Here is a 22,236-nt window from a genome sequence, read left to right on the forward strand (position 1 = left end):
CGAGCGGCGCCACGCCGGTTGAGCGGTCGAGCGGCCTACCCCGACTGAGCGCCGGTCAGCTGGGCCCAGGGCCGCTGCCGCCCCCCGCTGACCGCCTCGGTGCCCTGCTCGTCGTACCGGGCCGTACGCAGCGACCAGCCCAGATTGCCCGTCATCACATGCCGCATGCCGTCCACATAGCGCGCCACGGCGCGGTGGGTGTCCGGGTCGGCCCCCGCCTCGGCGAGCTGCGCGGGCAGCCCGGCCGCGGTCTCCTCGAACCAGCCGTACCGGGCATTGGCCAGGTCGGCGATATGGCGTACCGCGTCCTCCAGTTCACCACCCGCGCGCTCCCACTGGATGATGACGCTGTTGTGGACGTCACCGACGGCCAGCTCCTTGTCCAGGGAGGCGATGTCATTGGTGAAGACCACCACATCGTCCGTAGCCTCCCGCATCCGGGCCAGCGGGAAGCCGCCGTGCAGCGCGGGCGGCAGGGTGTAGCCGCCGAACGGCTCGTTCAGATCGAGACAGGGCTGTACGCCTATCGAGTGACGCCGCAGTGCCAGCACGTCCTCCACCGTGCGCGGCGCGTCCGCGCCGCAGGCCCCGGGCAGGGCGCCGGTCCGCTCCAGGGCCTCACGGTGGTAGGAGTGCAGGTACTCAAGCCAGTGGTGGCGGAAGCGGTCCCGCCACACCTGAGGCCGTCCGGAGTTGATGCGGCGCCACAGGTCGCGGAAGCTCTCCAGGAGCGGCCCGTCGCCGCCGCCCGCCCTGCCGTGCGCCAGGTCCTCGTCGCTGATCCGCACGACGTCCGCCACCAGCCGCGCCACCGCCTCCGGACGGCTGCCCAGCTCCCCGTCGAACTGATCGTCGAAGACGAAGTACCAGCCCACGAGGTCACTGCCCAGGTTCAGGTCGGCGCCGGTCGCCCGGGGGTAGAACAGCCCCGCCAGCACGTCGAAGCGGAGCGCGTCGTACTCCGCGACGGACGCGGGGTCCTGGAAGACGCCGAACCGCGAGAGCCATTGGATGGTGTGGTGCCTGGCCGCCTCGGTGCCGGGATTGAGGTCCGCGGAGGCCGGAAAGCCGAACAGGGCCGCCCGGCGCAGCAGTGCCGTCCGACGGGCGTGTGGTCGCGCGGCGTGCGTATGCATGAGTCGTGTCCGCCCCCTTCGTCGTTCGGGCAACCCGAGCCCGCATATACCACAGGCGAAAGCGGTATCTGGCCAACCCGTTGAATCCGGTCATCCTCGCGTGCGGAACGTGGCATCGATAGAGGAGGTGGTGAATTGGCGTGTGCCACTGGCAATGCCCGGCGGAAATCCCTCCATGGAGGAGCTACGCAGCGTGCCATTCGCGCTACGCTCGGCGTCACCTGCCGGAGGGGAAGCAACGTGGCGGAGTACATGAGCCAACAGAACCGGACGCGTCGGACACTGCTGGAGCGGGAGCGCGAGCTGCGCGCGGTGGACGCCGCGCTGACCGAACTGTGCGGCACGGATCCCGCCGACGGGGCCGGGACCCGCGGCGGTGGAGTGATCGCCTTCGAGGGGCCCGGCGGCGTCGGCAAGACCGCGCTGCTCGGCGAGGCGCGCCGGCGGGCCGCCGCGCGCGGCTGCACCGTGCTCCGGGCCCGCGGCGGCGAGCACGAACAGGGCGCGGCCTTCCATGTGGTGCGCCAGCTCTTCCAGCCGGTGCTCGCGGAGACCGACGAGGACGAGCACCGCAGGATCCTCGGCGGCTGGTACGAGATCGTCGCGCCCGCGGTCGGCCTGGTGGTCTCGGGTCATGGCGGCGCACCCGATCCGCAGGGCGTCCGCGACGGCCTCGACTGGCTGGTGACCCGCTTCGCCGTGGAGCACGCCCCGGTCGTCATGATCCTCGACGATGTCCACTGGGCCGACCCCGAATCGCTGGACTGGCTGACCCGGTTCGCACCGCGCGCCGCCGACCTGCCCCTGCTGCTCGCCGTCGGCTACCGCCCGGAGGATCTGACCGCCGACGTCGCCGCGATACGGACTCTGGCCGAGCGCCAGGGATCGCGGCCCCATGTGCTGGCGCCCCTCACCCCGGGCGGAGTCGGCAGGATCGTCCGTGAGGTCCTCGGGGACCACGCCGACGAGGCGTTCTGCCGCGAGTGCTGGGCGATGACCGGCGGCAACCCCTGGGAGGTCACCGAGCTCACCGCCAAGATCCGCGACCGCCGGCTGAAACCGCAGTCGGAGAACCTGCCCGCGCTGCGCGAGCTGGTCTCCTCGGCCAAGGACAGCGGGCTCAACGATCGGCTGACCCGCCTCGGCACCGCCGCCGTCCGCCTCGCCTGGGCCGTCGCCGTACTCGGCATCGAGGCCACCCCGGCGCTGACCGCCGATGTCGCCGGGCTCAGCGGGACCGAGGCCGCCGACATGGTGGCCCGGCTCGTCGACGCGCGGATCCTGGCCCCGCCGCGCCCCGGAAACGGCACCCGGCCCCTGGAGTACCTCCACCCGCTCATCGCCACCGCCGTCTACCAGGCCATCCCCGGTGCCCTGCGGGTGGCCATGCACGGTCAGGCCGCCACCGTGGTGCTCGGCGCGGGTCTGGGCTCCGCGGCCGCCGGCCGGCATCTGCTGGAGATGCACCCCGAGGGCGACCCCTGGGTGGTGCGCCATCTGCGGGCGGCCGCCCGGGAGTATCTGCGCGCCGGAGCCCCCGACGCCGGGCGCCGCTGTCTGGCCCGGGCCCTGCGCGAACCGCCCGCCCTGGAGGAGCGCGCCGCCGTGCTGTACGAGCTGGGCTGCGCCGCCCAGCTCACCGAGCCCGACGTCACCGTCAACCATCTGCGGGCCGCGCTCGAGGAGCCCGCGCTCGGCCCCGAGCTGCGCGAGGCGATCACCTATCGGCTCGCCCAGGCGTACGGCCACAGCGGCCGGATGGAGGAGGCCGCCCAGGTCTTCGCCGACGAGGTCGGGCGGGCCACCAGTGCCCGCACCCGGCTGCGGATGCAGACCGAGCAGCTGATGTGGAACATGTTCCGCGCCGACGAGAAGGAGTCGCCCGCCCGCTCCCGGCGGCTCGCCCGGCTCGCGGACCACCTCACCGGCCGCGGCATGGCCGAGCGCTATCTGATGGGGCTGCGCGCCTGGGACGCGATGACGCGCGGGGAACCGGTCGCCACCGCCCTGCACTACGCGGAAGAAGCCCTCGGCGACGGCCTCAGCTGGACCGATGACGACTGGGGCTTCGAGGTGCCCATCCTGTGTCGCCCTGGTCTTCCTCCACTGCGACCAGCCCGGACGCGCCGAGGAGCTGTTCAACAAGGGCATCGCCGAATGCGAGCGCAAGGGCTGGCGCGGCTCCCACCTGGCGTTCGGCTTCACCCTCCTCGGCTACGCCCGGTTGCGCCGCGGCGCCCTCGGCGAGGCGGAGGAGCTGGCCCGTGAGGGGATGCGGATCGCCGATCTGGTGGGCTCCTCGACACCCGCCCACTGGACCGCGGTCGGCACCCTCATCGGAACGCTGATCTGCCGGGGCCGGGTCCAGGAGGCTCAGGAGTTCGCGGCCCGCCACAGCGGCGAGACCCTGCCACAGGCCACGCTCTGCCCCGATGTCCCGTCGGTCCGCGGTGAGCTGCTGCTGGCCGCCAACCTCCACCGCGAGGCCCGGAGCCAGCTCACCGAGGTCGGCCGCCGCATGGACGGGCGCGGTATGCGCAACCCCGCCTGGTGCCCCTGGCAGCCCCATCTCGCCCAGGCCCTCGCGCTGACCGATCCCCGGCAGGCCGTCGAGGTCGCCGACGACGCGGTGCGCCGCGCCCGTCAGTTCGGCACCCACTCCGCCATCGGCAAGGCGCTGCACACCGCCGCCACCGTGACCCAGGGGCCGGACCGGATCAAGCTGCTGGCCGAGGCCGTCAGCCATCTGATGCGGTCACCTGCCGCCTACGACCTGGCCGTGGCGCTGGTCGACCACGGCGCCGCGCTGCGCCGCATCGGCCTGCCCCAGGAGGCCGGCGACCGGCTCTACCGCGGTCTGGAGGGAGCGGTGCGCTGCGGTGCCGACGCGCTCGCGGCCCGGGCCCGCGACGAGCTGTCCGCCGCCGGGCTGCGCCCCATGCAGCTGCGCGTCGATCACACCAGCCCGCTGACCTCGCAGGAGCAGGTCGTCGCCGAGCGGGCCGCCGAGGGCTGGTCGGACGCCCGGATCGGTGAGGTCACGGGGCTCAGGGAGCGCGAGGTCGCCCGGCTGCTCTCCGATGTCTACCGTAAGGTCGGCACCGACCGGGCCGGGCTGGCCAAGCGGCTCATCACCCCCACGGTCGGCCTTCCGCAGCGACCGGCGCCCGACCCCGAATGAGGGGTGCGGCCCGGCCGCTCCCCGGCACGGCAACCGGCGCGCGGCCACGTACCATGTCCGCATGTCCTTCCTCCGCCGCCGCAGCGCCGCCACGCCCACCGGGCCGGACTTCGACGTCCTCGCCATGGATCCGGGAGACTGGCCCGGCGACCTCGGGGCGGGGCTGCTGCCCGCCCCGGACGGCACCTGCCAGGGCGTCTTCCTGCGCTACGACCTGTTCGGCGGCCGCGGCCCGGCGATGATCATCGGCAATCTGCCCGAGGGCTCCCCGGCCCGGGAGGTTGCCGAGGGCCAGCCGCCGTTCGAGGTGACCCAGCTGCTGGCGGCGCTGGGGAACGATGAGCCGGTTCAGGTGGTGGACACCGAGGACAGCCCGGTCATGCACGAGGACAATCTGCTCATCGTCCGCCGGATCAAGTTCTCCGAGGGCCGGATCTCCTGCGCCCAGTTCGACCGCAGCGACGGTGTGCTCGTCACCATCGCCAGCTGGGACCGGCCGATCACCGACGATCTGTACCGGCTGCTCAAGCCGCTGCCCGCGGAGATGTTCCAGCAGCGCTGAAAGACCTTCGCCGGGGGAGACCTTCGCCCGGGGCCGTGAGACGCCCGTACGGTCGCTCACGGCCCCCGGCGGCCCGCTCTACGCGGCGGACTGACGGCCCATCAGACTCACTTCCCCGAGCGCCGGACCGTCACATCGGCGGCCCGGACGAACGCCACCCGGTGCCCGAACTGGATCTGGTAGTACACATCCTGGCCGCGCACCACCTTGTGACCGGCCGGATCGAAGGTGGTGGCCCACAGATACTCGCCCCGCACTCTGAGCCCCAGCGGATAGGACTGCCCGGCGAGCAGCTTGTACGGCAGCGGCGAGACCGCCTGCACCGGCACACCATCCGGATACGCCTCCTTCTCCGGATAGGCGCGGCCGTACACCGGAACCTCCGCGGCCCCGGCCTTGGGCGTCACCACGAGCCCCTCGGCGCCCACCGCCGTCGGCCGCCGCTTGGGGTTCTGGAACCAGGCCCGCTGGCCGAGGTACCAGATCGCCGTCCAGTCGCCCTCGTGCCCCGCGACCGCGAACCGCTGCCCGGTGGTGGCGCGGGCGCCGGTGTCGTTCACCCCGGTCGTGGAGTCCGAGCCGTCCGGGCGCAGCCCGATGTCCTTGACCAGCGGGGCGTCCGCGCTCGGCGCGGTGTGCAGCCGCACCGCGGACGAGCCGTGCGGGGCGCAGGCCTCGCCCGCCGTCTCGCAGTCGGTGTAGACGGGCCGGTTGGTGTCGTAGTCGGGGCGGATGGTGACCAGGCCGCCGGAGGAGCCCACGGTGCGCTGGAAGGGGGCGCCGAGCAGGGTGAAGTAGTGCGCCCAGTCCCAGTAGGGGCCGGGGTCGGTGTGCATGCCCTTGATGGTGGAGGTGGTGGTGCCCGGCACATTGTCATGGCCCAGGATGTGCTGGCGGTCCAGGGAGATGTCGAACCGCTTGGCGAGATAGCGCACCAGCCGTGCCGAGGATCGGTACATCGCCTCCGTGTACCAGGCGTCCGGGGCGGTCAGGAACCCCTCGTGCTCCAGGCCGATGGACTTGGCGTTGACGTACCAGTTGCCCGCGTGCCAGGCGACGTCCTTGAGCGGCACATGCTGGGCGATATGCCCGTCGGAGGAGCGCAGGGTGTATTGCCAGGACACATAGGTGGGGTCCTGGACCAGCTTGATGGTGGTGTCCCAGGAGCCCTCGGTGTCATGGATGACGATGTAGTCGACGGACTGCGAGGAGGGGCGGTCGCCCAGGTCGTGGTTGCCGTAGTCGCCGTCCCCGAACTCCTCGTAGGGCGCCGGGATCCACTCGCAGGACACGTCCTTGGGGGCCTCGACCCGCGGATCCCGCGCCCGGGACGGCAGACCGAGCGTACGCAGCTGCCGGGTGTCCGGGGCGACATCGGGGGCCGCGTCGAGGGAGACCCGCTCGCCGTCGGCGGTCGTCCGCGCGGCACCGCCGCGGATCACCCCGTACACCTCGTCGGCGAAGAAGGCCGCGGCCGCGGCGTCATCGGCACCGGAGTAGGCCGCCACCGCCGCGTACCAGTCGGCGGGATCCTCGCTCGGCGGCAGCCCCAGCCGCTTCTGCGCGGCGGCCAGCAGCGCCGCGCCACCGCGTACATTGGCGCTCTCGTCGCCGCGCAGCGCCTCCGCGGACAGCCCGGTGAGGTCCGCGGCGCGGCTGAGGGTGCGCAGCCGGGCGGGCAGCTGCCGGGGCTGGGGAACGGTGGCCTTGGGGACCCTCAGCGGCCGGGCCAGATCGCCACGCGCGTCCTCGGTGCCCTGGCTGTGGTGCGGGGCGGTGAGCAGGGCGGTGTGGGCGTCGGTGAGGTGCATGGGGCCGTAGCCGCCGGTGACGCTGGGCGCGCCACCATGGCCGTCCCAGCGCGACTGGAGATATGACACGCCAAGGAGCACGCTCAGCGGAACGCCGTACTCGGCGGCGGCGGCCGCGAAGGCGCGCTGCAGGGCCCCGCCGTCGGCACCAGGTGCATCGGCCCGGCGCTGGTCGGCCTGGGCGGCGGGGGTGGCGGAGACCAGCGGGAGCAGAACGGCGGCGGACGCCGCGGCTCCCGCGGTCCGCAGCGTGGTTCTCCGGGTGGGGCCGGACGGGTTTCTGTGCGCGTCGTGGGCGCTGTCCTGTGCGGATCCTGGCATTGCAGCCTCCTCAAGCGGGCCGGGCCGAGCCGAGCCACTTAGAGATATGCGCTGCCAGGCGTGGCGTCAATCGCCGTCACCCGGACGGGCGTTCGCATGTCCACCCGCCTGCGGCGCGTCACCGGTCCAGACCGGTGACGCGCCAGGTGGCCGCCACCCCGCCTCCGCTCAGCGGGTGCCGACCGCCGCCCGCACCGCGCGCCGGGCCAGCGCGCAGTCGTCGTGCAGCCGACGCAGCAGCAGCCGCTGCTCCTCACCGGCCGGCACCGCGCCCGGCACCACGGGGGCGGGATCGTGCATGGTGCGCTGCACCGCGGTCTCGTACTGCCGGATTTCCCGCGTCAGCACCAGCATCAGATTCACCAGGAAGGAGTCTCGCGCGGCCGGACCGGCGGCCTGCGCCAACTGGCTGATCTGGCGCCGGGTGACAGGGGCGTCGCCCAGCACCGTCCACAGCGTGGCCAGGTCATAGCCGGGCAGATACCAGCCCGCGTGGTCCCAGTCGAGGAGCACCGGACCCGAGGGGGACAGCAGGACGTTGTTCAACAGGGCGTCGCCATGGCAGAACTGCACCGGGGTCTGCCGCCCGCAGGCGTGTGAGACGCCGCGCAGCAGCTTCTGCAGATCGCCCATGTCCCGGTCGGTCAGCAGCCCGAGCTCGTGATAGCGGGCCAGCCGGGCGGCGTAGTCGATGGGGGCGTCGAACAGATCGGCGGGCGGCCGCCACTGGTTGATCCGGCGGATGGCGCCCAGCACCGCGCCCAGATCGGCACGCGGCGGGGGCTCGGTGGGGTGGCGCTGCGCGGCCGCGATCCGCCCGGGCATCCGCTCGATGACCAGCGCGCAGTTGTCCGGGTCCGCGGCGATCAGCCGGGGCACCCGCACCGGTGGGCGCTGGCGGACGAACGCCCGGTACATCGCTATTTCCCGGCGGAACCGCTCGGCCCACGCGGGGGAGTGGTCCAGCAGGCACTTGGCCACCGCGGTGCTGCGCCCGGTCGCCCCGATCAGGAGCACGGACCGGCCGCTGCGCCGCAGCACCTGCACCGGGTTGAACTCCGGACAGATGCGGTGGACCGAGGTGATCGCGGTGCGCAGCTGCGCACCCTGTGGACCGGACAAGTCGAGTCTCCCGCGGGGCGGCACGCTGCCGAGGGCGGCGGTCCGCCGGGCCCGGCCGCCGGGGGCGGGATCGAGGTACGGCCCATTGCCGGGCAGCTGCCGCCGGTACGGCCGGGGCGGGGCGGACACGGAGGACGATGCTGCGTACATGGGCGAGACAGATCCCTTCGTGTGCCGACGAATTGCGTACGCACCCGGCCCCGGGGCGGGACCGCACCCTGGGGAATGCGGTTCGGTCGAACTCGAGCCGCCACCGGGCCGGGTAACGCACTCCTACATCACACCCCTGTGCGGGTGGCACACCATCTGGCGGACCCTGGCGAACCCTGGCGAATAGTCGCACGGCTCGTGACGGGACCGTTACTGTCAAGTCAGCCGAGGAACCTGGGGGCTTGACGTGACGAGGGAACCCAACACCCGTCTTGCGGACCTGTTCGGCCTCGCCGGCTGGTCCAAGGGGGAGCTCGCGAGGCTCGTGAACCGGAAGGCGGCGGCCATGGGCCATCCGCAGCTGGCGACCGACACCTCGCGGGTGCGGCGTTGGATCGACACCGGCGAGACGCCGCGCGATCCCGTGCCCAAGGTGCTGGCGGCCCTGTTCACCGAGCGCCTCGGTCGAGTCGTGACCATCGAGGATCTCGGGTTCGGACGAGGGGGGCGCGCGGGAAAGGGGCAGTCCGGCGACGGGCTGCTCTGGCCGCCCGAGTCCACGGCCGCGGTCCTCACCGAATTCACGGGAATGGACCTTATGTTCAACCGACGCGGCTTGGTGGGTGCGGGTGCCGCGCTCGCCGCGGGATCCGCCATCACCGGTGCCATGAGCGACTTTCTGCTCTCCGACCCCACCCTCGCCACCGACGCGCCCCGTACCGACAATCCCCTCTCCGTCGAGCCCGTGGGCTTCGACCGCTACGAGGCCGCCCCCGTGGGCTCCCAGGAGATCGACGCCCTGGAGACCTCGGTCGAGGTCTTCCGCGCCTGGGACGCGGCCCGCGGCGGCGGGCTCCAGCGCAAGGCGGTGGTGGGCCAGCTCAACGAGGTGGGCGGCATGCTCGCCTATCGCCACCCCGAGCACCTGCAGCGCAGACTGTGGGGGGTGGCGGCCAATCTGGCCGTCCTCGCCGGCTGGATGTCCCATGACGTGGGCCTGGAGCCGACCGCCCAGAAGTACTTCGTCATCGCCGCCCACGCGGCCCGCGAGGGCGGCGACCGGCCCCGGGCGAGCGAGGCGCTCTCCCGGGCCGCCCGGCAGATGGTGCACCTCGGCCGACCGGACGACGCCCTGGAGCTGATGAGGCTGGCCAAGTCCGGTGCGGGCGAGGCGGCGCTGCCGCGCACCCGGTCCATGTTCTGCACCATCGAGGCATGGGCGCAGGCGTCCAAGGGCAATGGCCAGGCGGTGCGGCGTGCCCTGGGCGAGGCGGAGGAGCTGTTCGTCGCGGACCGGGACGACGGGCCGGCGCCGAGCTGGATGCAGTTGTTCAACGAGGCCGATCTGCACGGCATGCAGGGGCTGGTCTACCGCACCCTGGCGGAACATGAGCCGGGGGCGGCGGGGATCGCCCAGAGCCATGCCAAGAAGGCACTGCGGATGCGGGAGGGCGGGCGCCAGCGGTCCCAGATCTTCGACCACATCTCCATCGCCTCGGCCTGTTTCCTCGGCGGCGATCCCGAGCAGGCCGACCGCTATGCCCGGATGGCGCTGCTGACGATCGAGCAGAACTCCTCGCACCGCACCTGGGACCGGCTGCGCGAGATGTACCGGCTCACCGGGCGGTACGGCACGTCACCGGCCATCCGGGAGCTGCGCGAGGAGATCCAGCAGGTGATGCCGAAGGGAGGCGCGGGGAAGGGCGGCACGGGGCTGAAAGGGCCCGGCTCCATCGCCAAGAGCGCGGCCGTCTAGCGACCGGACCACGCCGTACGAAGGGCATGACGAGGGGCAGCACGCGGGGTCAACGCCTTACGCGGGGTCGACGCCGTACGAAGGGCCGACGTCCTACGCGGGGTCAGCGCCCTACGAGGGGCCGTTCATCGTGTCACGCCGACGCGGAGCGCCGCGTCATGCGCGGGCGCCGGTGACCCTGGCGATCAGCACACAGGCGTCGTTCTCGCGCGGCTCGTCGCCGAACGCCTCGGCCACCGTCCGTACGCACTCCTGCGCGCCATGGGCGGCGGTCAGCCGTGGCGCGAGCGCGAGCAGCCGCTCGGTGGCGCCCTCGGCGTCCCGGGCGAGCCGTCCGGTGTGCAGCACCAGCAGATCGCCCGGCTCCAGCCGCTCCTCGCACTGGGTGTACGCGGCGCCCGTCGTGGCGCCGAGCAGCACGCCGTCGGGAGAGCGGAGCGGGCGCCCCGTCCCGTCGCGGAACAGCAGCGGGGCGGGGTGTCCGGCCTGCGCCCACGCCAGGGTGCGGGTGCGCGGGTCGTACCGCGCGCAGACGGCGCCGACCAGCGCGGGCTGGGAGGAGACGGTGAGCAACTGGTTGAGCCGCCCCATCAGCGCGCCCGGCTCGATCCCGGCCACCGCCATGCCGCGCACGGCGCCCAGCAGCATGGCCATGCCGCAGGTCGCGGTCACCCCGTGGCCGGTGAGGCCGCCGACGCTCAGCAGGGTGTGGCCATCGGGGAGTTCGAGCGCGTCGTACCAGTCGCCGCCGATCTGGGCGCTGGACTCGGAGGGGAGGTAGTGGGCGGCGAGGTCGAGGGCGGCGCCGTCGGGCGCCGGACCGGTGCCCGGGAAGCCGTCGCGGGCCGGGAGCCTGAGGGAGCCGCGCCACGGCGGCAGCACGGCCTCCTGCACCTCCACCGCCAGCCGGCGCTCGGTCCGGGCGATCCGCCGCTGGTGGCGCAATGTGTCCCGGCTCTCGCGCACCGCACGCTCGCTGCGGCGCAGCTCGCTCACGTCCCGGAGCACGGCCCACATGGAGGCGGTGCTGCCGTCGGTGTCCAGCACCGGCTCGCCCGCCATATGGACGGTGCGCACCACCTCGTCCTGGCGCACGACACGGAACTCGCCGTCGATCGGCTTTCCGTCCACCAGACAGTCCGTGACCATCCCGGTCAGGATCGGCTGGTCCTCGGAGAAGACCCAGGAGGGCAGCTCGTCGAGGGTGAGCCCGCCGTCCCCGGGGTCGCGGCCGAAGATCCGGCAGAGCTCGTCGGACCAGGTCACCTCGTCGGTGAGGAGGTTCCATTCGGCGCTGCCGACCCGGCTCAGCAGCGAACCGCGGCCGGTGGGGGCACGACCGGTGGCCTCGCCCCCGGCCGGAGCCCCCGCCGTCGCTTCGTCGGCCTCAGGCTCCGCGGGATCGACGGGGGGCTCGGCGGGATCGACTTTCTCGGCGGGATCGACCGTATCGGCGGGGTCGGCGGTCTCGGAGGGATCGACCGTCTCGGGGGCATCGGCGGGCAGTCCCTCGCGCAGCTCGCCCAGATGCCGGCCAAGATCGTCCAGCTGGTGGACGGCGAGCTCGCACAGCGCGCGCTGCCAGCGCACCTGCGCGTCATCCGTACCGCCCAGGTCCGCGGCGGTGTCGCGGCGGACGGCGTCGAGCCCGCCGCGGAGCCGCTGGGTCTGCGAGATGAGGGCGTCCACCGTGTCACGCTGGGGAGGCGGTACGGCGGGATGGTCCGCGGAGCGGGGGGACGGCATGACGTTCTCCGATACGGGCGCGGCGCGGCCGGGTCTTGAGGGGAGGGACCGGTAACGACTCTTGCACAGGCTGCGACATCCCGTAAGCGGTTTGGCAATACCCGATCCGGTGGTGCTTGTGGCATATGCCGATGGCCTTCCGGGTGCATATCGGGCGGGAATCGGCGGAGGGCGCGATTCCGGGTAGGCTGCGGCGCTCGGGAGTCCCTCAGTCTCGCACCGTTCATCAGGCATACGGCGGCAGGACATCGGCAAGAATGCCGATCGACGGAAATCCCGTTGCCAGCGAACCCCCCGCACCGGATGCTGACCTCATGTTCGATCCAGACATAGCGCCCAGCGGCACCCTGCTCGGCCTCCTGCAGCGAGGCCGCGGCGACGGGACCCTGCACGCCCTCGCCGCGCCGCGGGCCGAGGCGCTCGCGGCACTGCACCACTGTGTGCTGCGCGACCCCCGCCGTGACTGGCAGGTCGAGAACCGCTCGCTCTATTACGCCAGGCTCTGCCTGGACCTCGACGCCGGGCTCGACGAGATCGAACAGCATCTGTTCCACCCCGACGACCTGGTCAACGACGACGAGGAGCGCACCGGGCTCGCCCTCTCCGTCCTCGGCCACCTCGCCGCCTACGGCAGGTCCGACGCTTTGCGGCTGCTGCGCCGCTACGCCGCGGCCGGCAGCAACTGGGAATGGGCCCTCGACGAGCTGGCCCTGCGCGACGACGACACCGGGCTGCGTGGCCTCGCCCCCGCGATCCTCGCCCACTTCCCCCGGACCCCCGACGGGGACGCCGAACTGGCCGCCGTGGTGCGCGGCGCCTATGAACCCCGGCCCTGGCGGCTGTGGGCCGACGATCCGGACCACGGGCCGCGGGTGCGCGCGGCGGCCGAGCGCGGCGCCTTCGACCGATGGCAGCGCCAGCTGCGGCCCTCGGGGCCGCGCCCCGGCTGGAGCGTCCACGACATCCTGCTGTGGGCCCAGCAGGAGCACGATCTGAAGCCGGACGCCCGCCGCCCCGACGCGGCCGCCCGCTGTCTGGCCGCCGTCGCCGGTCCCGAGGACCGGCCCGAGCTCCTCGCCGCCGCCGCGTCGGCCCCCGACGCCGCCCGCGCCGCGGCGCTGCGGCACCTCGCGGAGATCGGCGACCCCGAGGTGCTCGACCTGATCGAGGCCGCCGTGACCGAGCCGGACGCCTCACAGCTGGTCTCCCAGGCGGCCCTCTCCGCCTTCGAACGCATGCGCAGTATCGCCGCCCTCGACCGGGCCCGCGTCTGGGCCCACCGCCCCGACGCCCTCGGGGACGCGGCGGCCGCGATGCTCTCCTGCCGCGGCGGTCAGTACGACACCCCGCTCGTGCTCGCCGCACTCCGCCGTACGGTCCGGGCCGAGGGCCCGGACGCCCAGACCCTGTGGACGCTCGTCGACGGCGCCGGGCGCCTGACGATCTCCTGCGCCGCGCCCGTACTGCGCCATATCTACCGGGAGACGGCCTCCTCCCACCTCCGCGGCCGCGCCGCCCGCGCGCTGGCCGCCACCGATCCGTCCTTCGCGGCGGGCTTCGCGGTCGAGTGCCTCTGGGACTGCGAGGAGAGCACCCGCGAAGTCGCCGCCCGCCATGCCGCCACCGCCGACGCCCGCGTCGTCGAACAGCTCCGCCGACTGGCCGCCGATCCGGCGGAGGAGGCCGAGGTGCAGACGGCGGTCCGCAGCCGCATCGGACCCGAGACCCCGGGCTTCTGACCCCTCCCCGGCCGCCCCCGACGTATGCGCCGGGGGCAGGCAACCCCCAAGGCGTCGGGCGCAGGCAACCCCCAAGGCGTCGGGCGCGTCTTTCCGGGCACGGGTGAGAGGCTCATCACCCTCCGTATCTCAGCTCCACCTCGAACAGGGTGTTCGCGGCGAAACATTCACGCCGAGTGATCGGCCGCCGATTCCAGCGGGTTCATACGGGTTCGCGGCGATCCCTCCAGGGGCCCCGAGCGGACCCCTCGGGGTGCGAGGGCCAACGCTCATGGGACGTTCTACGGCGCGAAACGTTCACGATGCCGGGGCCACCCTTCGTACGCCGACAACACCGGTATGCGTGTCGCCATCGTGACTGAATCCTTCCCACCCGACATCAACGGCGTCGCTCACTGCACGCTGCAGACCGCGGACCACCTCCACCGCCGTGGTCATCACCCCTTGGTCATCGCACCGGCGGGTCCCCCCGGAGGCCCACCGCCCGCCGCGGCCGGCGGTCCACCCGAGAGCCAAGGGGAGATGGACCGGTCGCATCCGTACCCCGTCGTCCGTATCCCGTCCCTGCCCCTGCCCGGCTATCCGCAGGTGCGGGTCGCGCTGCCCAGCCGGAAGCTCGCGGCCGCCATCACCTCCCACGGCAGCGATGTCGTCCACCTCGCCAGCCCCTTCGTCCTGGGCGCGCGCGGGATGACGGCCGCGCTCCGGCTGCGGATACCCGCGGTGGCCGTCTACCAGACCGACCTGGGCTCCTACGCCCGCACCTACCTCGGCGCGGGCGAGAACGCGGCGTGGCGGCGCATCCGCGCCGTGCACACCGCCGCCGACCGCACCCTCGCCCCCTCCACCGCCGCGGCTCGCGACCTGGACGAGCACGGCGTGCCGCGGATCCGGCTGTGGCCGCGCGGGGTCGACACCGAGCGCTTCCACCCCTCGCGCCGCGACCCGGAGCTGCGCCGCTCGTTCGCCCCCGGCGGTGAGCTGATCGTCGGATACATCGGCCGCCTCGCCCCGGAGAAGAACGTCGAGCTGCTCGCGCCGCTGAGCGAGCTCCCCGGCATCCGGGTGGTCGTGGTCGGGGACGGGCCGAGCGAGCCCGCGCTGCGGGCGGCCATGCCGAGGGCCCGCTTCCTCGGCCGCCGCACCGGGAACGACCTGGCCCGCGTCTTCGCCTCGCTGGACGTCTTCGCCCACACCGGGCCCCAGGAGACCTTCTGTCAGACCGTCCAGGAGGCCCAGGCCAGCGGCGTCCCGGTGATCGCGCCCGCGGCGGGCGGCCCGCTGGACCTCATCGACCACGGGCGCACCGGACTGCTGGTGCCGCCCGGGGACGCGACCGAGGTGACCGACGCCCTCTCGCTGCTCGCGGCCGACGCGAAGCTGCGCGCGGCGCTGGGCCACGCCGGTCGGGAGGCGGTCGAGGGCCGCACCTGGGAGGCGATCGGCGACCAGCTCATCGATCACTACACCGAGGTCCTGGCGGCCCGCACGGCGGTCGCGGCATGAGCGCCGCACGCGCGGCCGCCGGGCCGCAGTGGATGGCGATACCCGCGCTTCTGCGCCGCGCGCGCGGAGAAGCGAATGAAGGGGGCGCAGCATGAGCGCCGCGGGAGGAGAGCAGAGCATGAGCGACGGCAAGGGGCTGCGCATCGTCCGGCTGGCCAACTTCGTCACCCCCGCCTCCGGCGGCCTCCGCACCGCGCTGCGCGAGCTCGGGGCCGGATACCAGGCGGCCGGGCACGAGGCCGTCCTGGTGGTGCCGGGCGAGCGGGTCTCGGACGAGCACACCCGGCAGGGGCGGGTGATCACGCTGCCCGGGCCGGCCATCCCCGGCACCGGCGGCTATCGCGTCCTGACCGACCGGCGGCGGCTGACCCGGCTGCTCGACGGCCTCGCACCGGACCGGCTCGAGGTGTCGGACCGCACCTCCCTCCGCTGGACGGGGGAGTGGGCACGGCGCGCCCGCGTACCGGCCGTGATGGTCTCCCACGAGAGCGCGGACGCCGTGCTGCGCACCTGGGGGGTGCCGGACGCGTTCGCCGAGGGAGCCGCGGACCGGCTCAACCTCCGTACCGCGCGGGCGTACTCGCGGATCGTCTGCACCACCGAATGGGCGGCGCGCGAGTTTGTACGGATCGGCGCGCGGAATGTCGTACGCGCCCCCCTGGGCGTGGATCTCGGCCACTTCCACCCCTCCCACCACGACGCGGCGCTGCGGGATCACCACCGCGGTGAGGCGGCCGTGCTCATCGCCATGTGTTCGCGGCTCTCGCCCGAGAAGCGGCCGGGCCGGGCGCTCGACGCGCTCGCCGAGCTACGGCGGCGGGGCGTCTCCGCGGCGCTCGTGGTCGCCGGGGACGGGCCGCTCCGGGCGCGCCTGGAGGCCCGCGCCCGCGCCGAGGGGCTTCCGGCCGTCTTCCTCGGCCATGTGGCGGAGCGGGCGGGGCTCGCCGCCATCCAGGCGAGCGCCGACGTGGTGCTGGCGCCGGGTCCGGCGGAGACCTTCGGCCTCGCGGCACTGGAGGCGCTGGCCTGCGGTTCGCCCGTCGTCGTCAGCGCGCTGTCCGCGCTGCCGGACATCGTCGGCGCGGCGGGCGAGACCGCGGCCGACAACGGAACGGCCTTCGCGGACGCCGTCGAGCGCGTCCTCGGCCGCTCGGAGCCCCTGCGCCGGGCGGCGGCCCGGGCCCGCGCCGAGCGCTACGGCTGGCCCGCGGCGGTCGCCTCCTTCCTGGCCGCCCATGACGCGTCCACCGAGGGCGTCCGGTGCGCCGACGGCGGCCGGCTACCGGCCGCCGCGCTCCCGGCCGCTCCGGCGGTCTCCGCGCCAGGGGCCGTCGGCGGTGTGCGGTGAGCGCAGCCGGCGCTCACACGGGGGACCGCGCTGGTACGGAACCGTCTCGTAAGGACGCCGTCCCTACGGAGATCGCCCTTACGGAGGCCGTCCTCGCGGAGGCCGGCCTTACGGAGACGGGGTGTGCGGGACAGGACGGGGCCGCTGTCCCGCACCGGGCGGCCACTGTCCCGCACCGGGCGGGCCGGACGCCGGGCACGACGCCGGGCGACGGGGAGGCCACAGGCGACGGCGAGGGCGCGGAGCCGCGCAGGCTGCGGTTCGCCGCCCTCGGCGACTCGCTCACCGAGGGGCTCGGCGACCCGGCGCCCGGCGGCGGATGGCGCGGCTGGGCCGCGCTGCTGGCGGCGGCGGCCGGGCCGCACCCCGACGAGCCCGTGGAGTTCGTCAATCTGTCCCGCAGCGGGGCGCTGGCCGCCGATGTCGCCGACGAACAGCTGCCCGCCGCCCGCCGCGCCCGCCCGCATCTGGTGTCGGTCGTGGTCGGCGGGAACGACACGCTGCGCGACTCGTTCGACATCCACCGAGTCGCCGAGGCCCTCGACCACACGATCGGCGCGCTGCGCGCCGACGGCGCCGTGGTGCTCACCGCCTGCCTGCCCGACCCCGGGCGGATGCTGGGACTGCCGTCCGCGCTGGCACGCCCGCTGGGGCGCCGGATGTGCGCGGTGAACACCGTGGTGCACGCGCTGTCCCAGCGCCACGAGGCGGTCCATGTGGAGCTGAGCGACCACACCTGGGTCGCCGACCGGCGGGCGTGGAGCGTGGACCGGCTGCATCCGAGCGAGCTCGGGCACCGGCTGCTGGCCAGGGAGTTCCACAGCGCCCTGCGCGCCCGGTCCGTCGCGACCGGCGCCCCGCCGTCCCTGGAGCTCGACGGCCCCGCGCCCTCGCGCGCCGCCTCCGCGTGGTGGATGGCGACCCGCGGCACCCGCTGGATCGCGGACCGCTGCACCGACCTCCTGCCCGGTCTGGTCGCGCTGGCGGCCCTGGAATGGCACCACCGCCTCAAGGGCACCGGACATCTGCTCGAGGACCGGGACCGGCGGGCGACGCTCGCCGCGCTCACCGCGGTGACCCGCGGCCCGGCCCCCGCCCACCTTCCTCAGCCGTCCACCAGCCCCGACCCGCTGCCCCACTCGTCCACCGATCCGCTCATCGCCGACACACCGCCGTCCGCTGCGACAATGGCGGGGTGACGGGTCGCTGGGAATTCTGGATCGACCGGGGCGGAACCTTCACGGACGTCGTCGGCAAGCGTCCGGACGGCCGCCTGGTCACCCGCAAGCTGCTGTCCCACCACCCCGAGCGCTATACGGACGCGGCCGTCGCCGGGATCCGGCAGACGCTGGGGGTCGGCCCCGGCGATCCGGTCCCGGCCGACCGGATCGACGTCGTCAAGATGGGCACCACCGTCGCCACCAACGCCCTCCTGGAGCGCAAGGGTGAGCCGACCGTCCTCGTCGTCACCGAAGGGTTCCGGGACGCGCTGCGCATCGCGTACCAGAACCGTCCCCGCCTCTTCGACCGCCGGATCCTGCTCCCCGAGGCGCTGTACGACCGGGTGGTGGAGATCCCCGAGCGGGTGGACGCCCACGGCGAGGTCGTCCGCCCCCTGGACCTCGACGCCGCCGCCGAGGCGCTGCGCACCGCCCACCGCGACGGCTTCCGCAGCGCCGCCGTCGTCCTGCTGCACGGCTATCGGCACGCCGCGCACGAACAGGCCGTCGCCGCGGTGGCGCGCGACCTCGGCTTCGCCCAGGTGAGCTGCTCCCACGAGGTCAGCCCGCTGATGAAGCTGGTGTCCCGCGGCGACACCACCGTGGTCGACGCGTATCTGTCGCCCATCCTGCGCCGTTATGTGGAGGACGTGGCCGCCGAACTGCGCGGTATCCGGCTGATGTTCATGCAGTCCAACGGAGGGCTGCGGGAGGCCGCGCACTTCCGGGGCAAGGACGCGGTGCTGTCCGGGCCCGCGGGCGGTGTGGTGGGCATGGCGCGCTCCTCCGGCGAGGCCGGACACGACCGCGTCATCGGCTTCGACATGGGTGGCACCTCGACCGATGTCTCGCACTACGCGGGCGAGTTCGAGCGGATCTTCGGCACCGAGGTCGCCGGGGTGCGGATGCGCGCCCCGATGATGAACATCCACACCGTGGCGGCGGGCGGCGGTTCGGTGCTCCACTTCGACGGCCGGCGCTACCGCGTGGGGCCGGACTCGGCCGGGGCCGTCCCCGGCCCCGCCTGCTACCGGCGCGGCGGCCCGCTGACCGTGACCGACGCCAATGTGATGCTCGGCCGGATCCAGCCGGACCACTTCCCCGCGGTCTTCGGCCCGCACGCCGACCAGCCGCTGGACGCGGCGACGGTCCGGGAGCGCTTCGCCGCGCTCGCCGAGGAGACCGCGGAGGCGACCGGCGACCGGCGTGGACCGGAGGAGGCCGCGGCGGGCTTCCTGGACATCGCCGTGCTCAACATGGCCAACGCGGTCAAGAAGATCTCCGTGCAGCGCGGCCGTGATGTCACCCGTTACGCGCTCACCAGCTTCGGCGGCGCGGGCGGCCAGCACGCCTGTGCGGTCGCCGACGCGCTCGGCATCGGCACGGTGATCGTGCCGCCGCTCGCGGGGGTGCTCTCCGCGTACGGCATCGGGGTGGCCGACGCCACCGCCATGCGCGAGCAGGCCGTCGAGGCGGAGCTGGGCGAGGAGACGCTGCCGCGGGTGCGCGAGCTGTGCGCGCGGCTGGCCGATCAGACCCGTGGCGAACTCCTCGCGGACGGGGTCCCGGAGGACACCCTCGACACCGTCGCCCGGGTCCATCTGCGGTACGCGGGCACCGACTCCTCCATCCCCGTCCCGCTCGGCCCCGCCCCCGCGATGACCGAGGACTTCGTCCGGGCGCACCGTACCCGCTACGCCTTCACCATGGACAAGCCGCTGGTCGTCGAGGCGGTGTCGGTCGAGGCGGTCGGCGCGGCGGGGCCCACCGGCGGCCATGCCGTGGAACGGCCGCCCAGGGAGGGCGAACTGGCTCCCGTGACGACCGTAAGGATGTTCACTGAAGGGCGCTGGCAGCGGACGGAGCTCTACGAACGCGACGGCATGCGCCCGTCGGACCGGGTCACCGGGCCCGCGGTCGTCGCCGAGGAGGACGCCACCACCGTGGTCGACCCCGGCTGGCAGGCCACCATGGGCGAGCGCGGCCATCTGCTGCTCACCCGGGTCCGGCCGCGCCCGAGCACCACCGCGGTCGGCACCGAGGTGGACCCCGTGATGCTGGAGGTCTTCAACAGCCTCTTCATGGCCATCGCCGAACAGATGGGCGTCCGCCTGGAGCACACCGCCCACTCCGTCAACATCAAGGAGCGGCTCGACTTCTCCTGCGCCCTCTTCGACGCCGGGGGCAACCTCATCGCCAACGCCCCGCACATCCCGGTGCACCTGGGCTCCATGGGCGAGTCCATCAAGGAGGTGCTGCGGCGCAACGGGGGCGCGATGCGGCCCGGCGATGTGTACGCGATCAACGACCCGTACCACGGAGGCACCCATCTGCCGGATGTCACCGTGGTCAGCCCGGTCTTCGACGAGCCGGGGGACCAACTGCTCTTCCTCGTCGCCTCGCGCGGCCACCACGCCGAGATCGGCGGCATCACCCCCGGCTCCATGCCCGCCTTCAGCCGCACCATCCAGGAGGAGGGCGTCCTCTTCGACAACTGGCTGCTGGTGCGGGACGGGGCACTGCGCGAGCGGGAGACCCGCGAGCTGCTGACCGGCGGGCCGTATCCGTCCCGTGCCCCGGACGCCAACCTCGCCGATCTGCGCGCCCAGATCGCCGCCAACGAGAAGGGCATCCAGGAACTGCGCCGGATGATCGGGCAGTTCGGCCTCGACGTCGTGCACGCCTATATGGGCCACGTCCAGGACAACGCCGAGGAGTCGGTGCGCCGTATCGTCACCGGGCTGCGTGACGGCTCGTACCGCTACGAGACCGACGGCGGGGCGGTCATCCGCGTCAGCCTTACGGTGGACCGCGACGCGCGCGGCGCCGTCCTGGACTTCACCGGCACCTCGCCCCAGCGGCCGGGCAACGACAACGCGCCCAGCTCGGTGGTGATGGCGGCCGTGCTCTATGTCTTCCGCACGCTGGTCGCCGAGGACATCCCGCTCAACAGCGGCTGTCTGAAGCCCCTGGAGGTGCGCATCCCCGAGGGCTCCATGCTGGCGCCCGTCTTCCCGGCCGCCACGGTCGCCGGGAACGTCGAGACATCCCAGGCCGTCACGGGCGCCCTGTACGCGGCCCTGGGCGTCCAGGCCGAGGGCTCCGGCACGATGAACAACGTCACCTTCGGCAATGACCGCGTCCAGTACTACGAGACGGTCGCCAGCGGCTCCGGCGCGGGGGACGGTTTCGACGGCGCCGACGCCGTACAGACCCATATGACCAACTCCCGGCTGACCGACCCCGAGGTGCTGGAGTGGCGCTATCCGGTGCGGGTGGAGAACTTCGCGATCCGCCGGGGCAGCGGCGGCCGCGGCCGTTGGCGCGGCGGCCACGGCGTCACCCGCCGCATCCGCTTCCTGGAGCCGATGACCGTCGCCCTCCTCACCGGCCACCGCCGGGTGGCCCCGTACGGCATGGCGGGCGGCGAACCGGGCACGCCGGGCGCGAACCTGATCGAGCGCGCCGACGGTTCGGTGGACCGCCTGGACGGCCGTGACGCGGCGGACGTCGGGGTGGGGGACGTCCTGGTCGTCCACACCCCGGGCGGCGGCGGTTACGGCCCGCCGGAGGAGGCCGGAGACGGATTGTCGGTGGCGGATGCCAGATTGGACGCATGACCGACTGGCAGGACATCCACGACTGGACGGATCTGAGGGCCGTGCGCGCCGCGCTCGCCGCGAGGGCCGACCCCGACCGCATCGTCGGCGGCCATATGGCGCCGCTGCACTCCGCGGCCTGCTCGGGAAGCGCCGAGGTGCTGGCCGAACTGCTCACGGTGGCACGGGAGGTGGACCGGCCGGACGCGGCGGGCCGCACCCCGCTGTGGCACGCGGTGCGCAACTGGGACCGGGAGAAGGCGTCGGCGCTCATCGCGGCCGGGGCCGACCCCTGGCGGCCCCGGGAGGCCGACGGACGGTGCCCGGGCGAGCTGGCGTGGTGGACGCCGCTGGCCGACCTGGTGGCCGGGGTGCCCGGCGCCCGGGAGCCGTCCCCCGAGGAGCGGGCCGCGCAGCGGGCGGCCGATGAGCTGATCGCCGCCTTCGACGGCGAGGGCGGGGAGTACCAGGACTGGGGCTGTGTGGCGTTCGTGGCCGGGCGGAGCGTGCCGGAGGTCGTGGCCGCGCTGGGCGGAGACATCGTCGCCACCATCGGCGAGGACGAGGACGAGGACCGCGAGGAAGGCGAGGACGGGGAGGAAGGCGGCGAGGCCGACTACGCGGACGTCCTGTTGGAGGAGGAGGGGCGGCTGCTGGTCGGCGCGGCGCCCGGCGGCGTGGTGCTCCAGCAGTTCGACGGGATCGCCATCCATGGCGAGGAGGTGCTGGCGCCGCTCTCCCGGGGCACCGTGGCCGTCTCGGTCTTCGACCACCCCGACGCGTTCATCCGTCCCTCCATAGCCCGTGGCGGGGCGATGTGCTCCTGCGAGGAGGTCATGCTCGATCCGGAGCAGGGCGATCCGGAGGAGGCGTGGCGGTATCGGTTCGGGGACGGCGGGCATCCGTCCGGCTGGACGGCGCGGGCGCTGGCGATGGCCGCCGCGGTCACCGGGGTCGCGGTCGACGGCGGTCCGCGGTGGATCGGCCGGCCGGGCAGCACCGTCATCCTGCTGCCCGAGCGGCTGCGGGACTGACGACT

General features: G+C 73.8%; 12 protein-coding genes and 1 pseudogene. 9 read left to right on the top strand and 4 right to left on the bottom strand.

Annotation, left to right across the window (positions count from 1 at the left end; all coding sequences use genetic code 11):
* Positions 1-35: 35 nt before the first annotated feature.
* Positions 36-1,136 carry an isoafricanol synthase gene (locus ACMTAK_RS45310; RefSeq protein WP_413811548.1) on the bottom strand — a complete coding sequence of 367 codons (1,101 nt, stop codon included), beginning with the start codon at positions 1,134-1,136 and terminating at the stop codon, positions 36-38.
* Between the two features lie 252 nt (positions 1,137-1,388).
* Here ACMTAK_RS45310 and ACMTAK_RS45315 point away from each other — a divergent pair.
* Together ACMTAK_RS45315 and ACMTAK_RS45320 are read left to right on the top strand one after the other, a co-directional pair.
* A pseudogene (locus tag ACMTAK_RS45315) lies at positions 1,389-4,317 on the top strand (ATP-binding protein).
* Positions 4,318-4,378: 61 nt separating this feature from the next.
* Positions 4,379-4,879 carry a hypothetical protein gene (locus tag ACMTAK_RS45320; protein ID WP_044579251.1) on the top strand — a complete coding sequence of 167 codons (501 nt, stop codon included), beginning with the start codon at positions 4,379-4,381 and terminating at the stop codon, positions 4,877-4,879.
* Between the two features lie 107 nt (positions 4,880-4,986).
* Here ACMTAK_RS45320 and ACMTAK_RS45325 read toward each other — a convergent pair whose 3' ends face one another.
* Positions 4,987-7,011, bottom strand: coding sequence for an N-acetylmuramoyl-L-alanine amidase (locus ACMTAK_RS45325; protein WP_413811549.1), 2,025 nt, complete (start codon positions 7,009-7,011; stop codon positions 4,987-4,989).
* 168 nt (positions 7,012-7,179) lie between these two features.
* Entirely contained in the window at positions 7,180-8,283 is a 1,104-nt protein-coding gene (locus ACMTAK_RS45330) for an aminoglycoside phosphotransferase family protein (protein ID WP_413811550.1), read from the bottom strand.
* A 247-nt stretch (positions 8,284-8,530) separates the two neighbouring features.
* Here ACMTAK_RS45330 and ACMTAK_RS45335 point away from each other — a divergent pair, with 247 nt between their 5' ends.
* A complete protein-coding gene (locus tag ACMTAK_RS45335) occupies positions 8,531-10,039 on the top strand; it encodes a DNA-binding protein NsdB (protein WP_413811551.1) in 1,509 nt (502 codons plus the stop codon).
* Between the two features lie 156 nt (positions 10,040-10,195).
* Here ACMTAK_RS45335 and ACMTAK_RS45340 read toward each other — a convergent pair whose 3' ends face one another.
* Positions 10,196-11,785, bottom strand: a complete 1,590-nt coding sequence (locus ACMTAK_RS45340; RefSeq protein WP_413811552.1) for a PP2C family protein-serine/threonine phosphatase — start codon at positions 11,783-11,785, stop codon at positions 10,196-10,198.
* 314 nt (positions 11,786-12,099) lie between these two features.
* Here ACMTAK_RS45340 and ACMTAK_RS45345 point away from each other — a divergent pair, with 314 nt between their 5' ends.
* The 6 genes from ACMTAK_RS45345 (at position 12,100) to ACMTAK_RS45370 (ending at position 22,231) form a co-directional block, all read left to right on the top strand.
* A complete protein-coding gene (locus ACMTAK_RS45345; protein ID WP_413811553.1) occupies positions 12,100-13,524 on the top strand; it encodes a HEAT repeat domain-containing protein in 1,425 nt (474 codons plus the stop codon).
* Positions 13,525-13,863: 339 nt separating this feature from the next.
* Entirely contained in the window at positions 13,864-15,030 is a 1,167-nt protein-coding gene (locus ACMTAK_RS45350; RefSeq protein WP_413811554.1) for a glycosyltransferase family 4 protein, read from the top strand.
* Positions 15,031-15,148: 118 nt separating this feature from the next.
* The gene (locus ACMTAK_RS45355) at positions 15,149-16,378 is read left to right on the top strand and encodes a glycosyltransferase (RefSeq protein WP_413811555.1); all 1,230 of its coding nucleotides are present in this window, start codon (positions 15,149-15,151) and stop codon (positions 16,376-16,378) included.
* Positions 16,375-17,577, top strand: coding sequence for an SGNH/GDSL hydrolase family protein (locus ACMTAK_RS45360; RefSeq protein WP_413811556.1), 1,203 nt, complete (start codon positions 16,375-16,377; stop codon positions 17,575-17,577). Before ACMTAK_RS45355 ends, ACMTAK_RS45360 begins: the two co-directional genes overlap by 4 nt.
* A complete protein-coding gene (locus ACMTAK_RS45365) occupies positions 17,574-21,218 on the top strand; it encodes a hydantoinase B/oxoprolinase family protein (protein WP_413811557.1) in 3,645 nt (1,214 codons plus the stop codon). The genes ACMTAK_RS45360 and ACMTAK_RS45365 overlap by 4 nt, the downstream gene beginning before the upstream one ends.
* On the top strand, positions 21,215-22,231 hold the full coding sequence (locus tag ACMTAK_RS45370) for an ankyrin repeat domain-containing protein (protein WP_413811558.1): 1,017 nt from the start codon (positions 21,215-21,217) through the stop codon (positions 22,229-22,231). Before ACMTAK_RS45365 ends, ACMTAK_RS45370 begins: the two co-directional genes overlap by 4 nt.
* The last annotated feature ends 5 nt before the right edge of the window (positions 22,232-22,236 follow it).

Origin of the sequence: Streptomyces lacaronensis (assembly GCF_047337785.1) — a bacterium.
In the GTDB taxonomy this organism is placed as follows: domain Bacteria; phylum Actinomycetota; class Actinomycetes; order Streptomycetales; family Streptomycetaceae; genus Streptomyces; species Streptomyces lycopersici.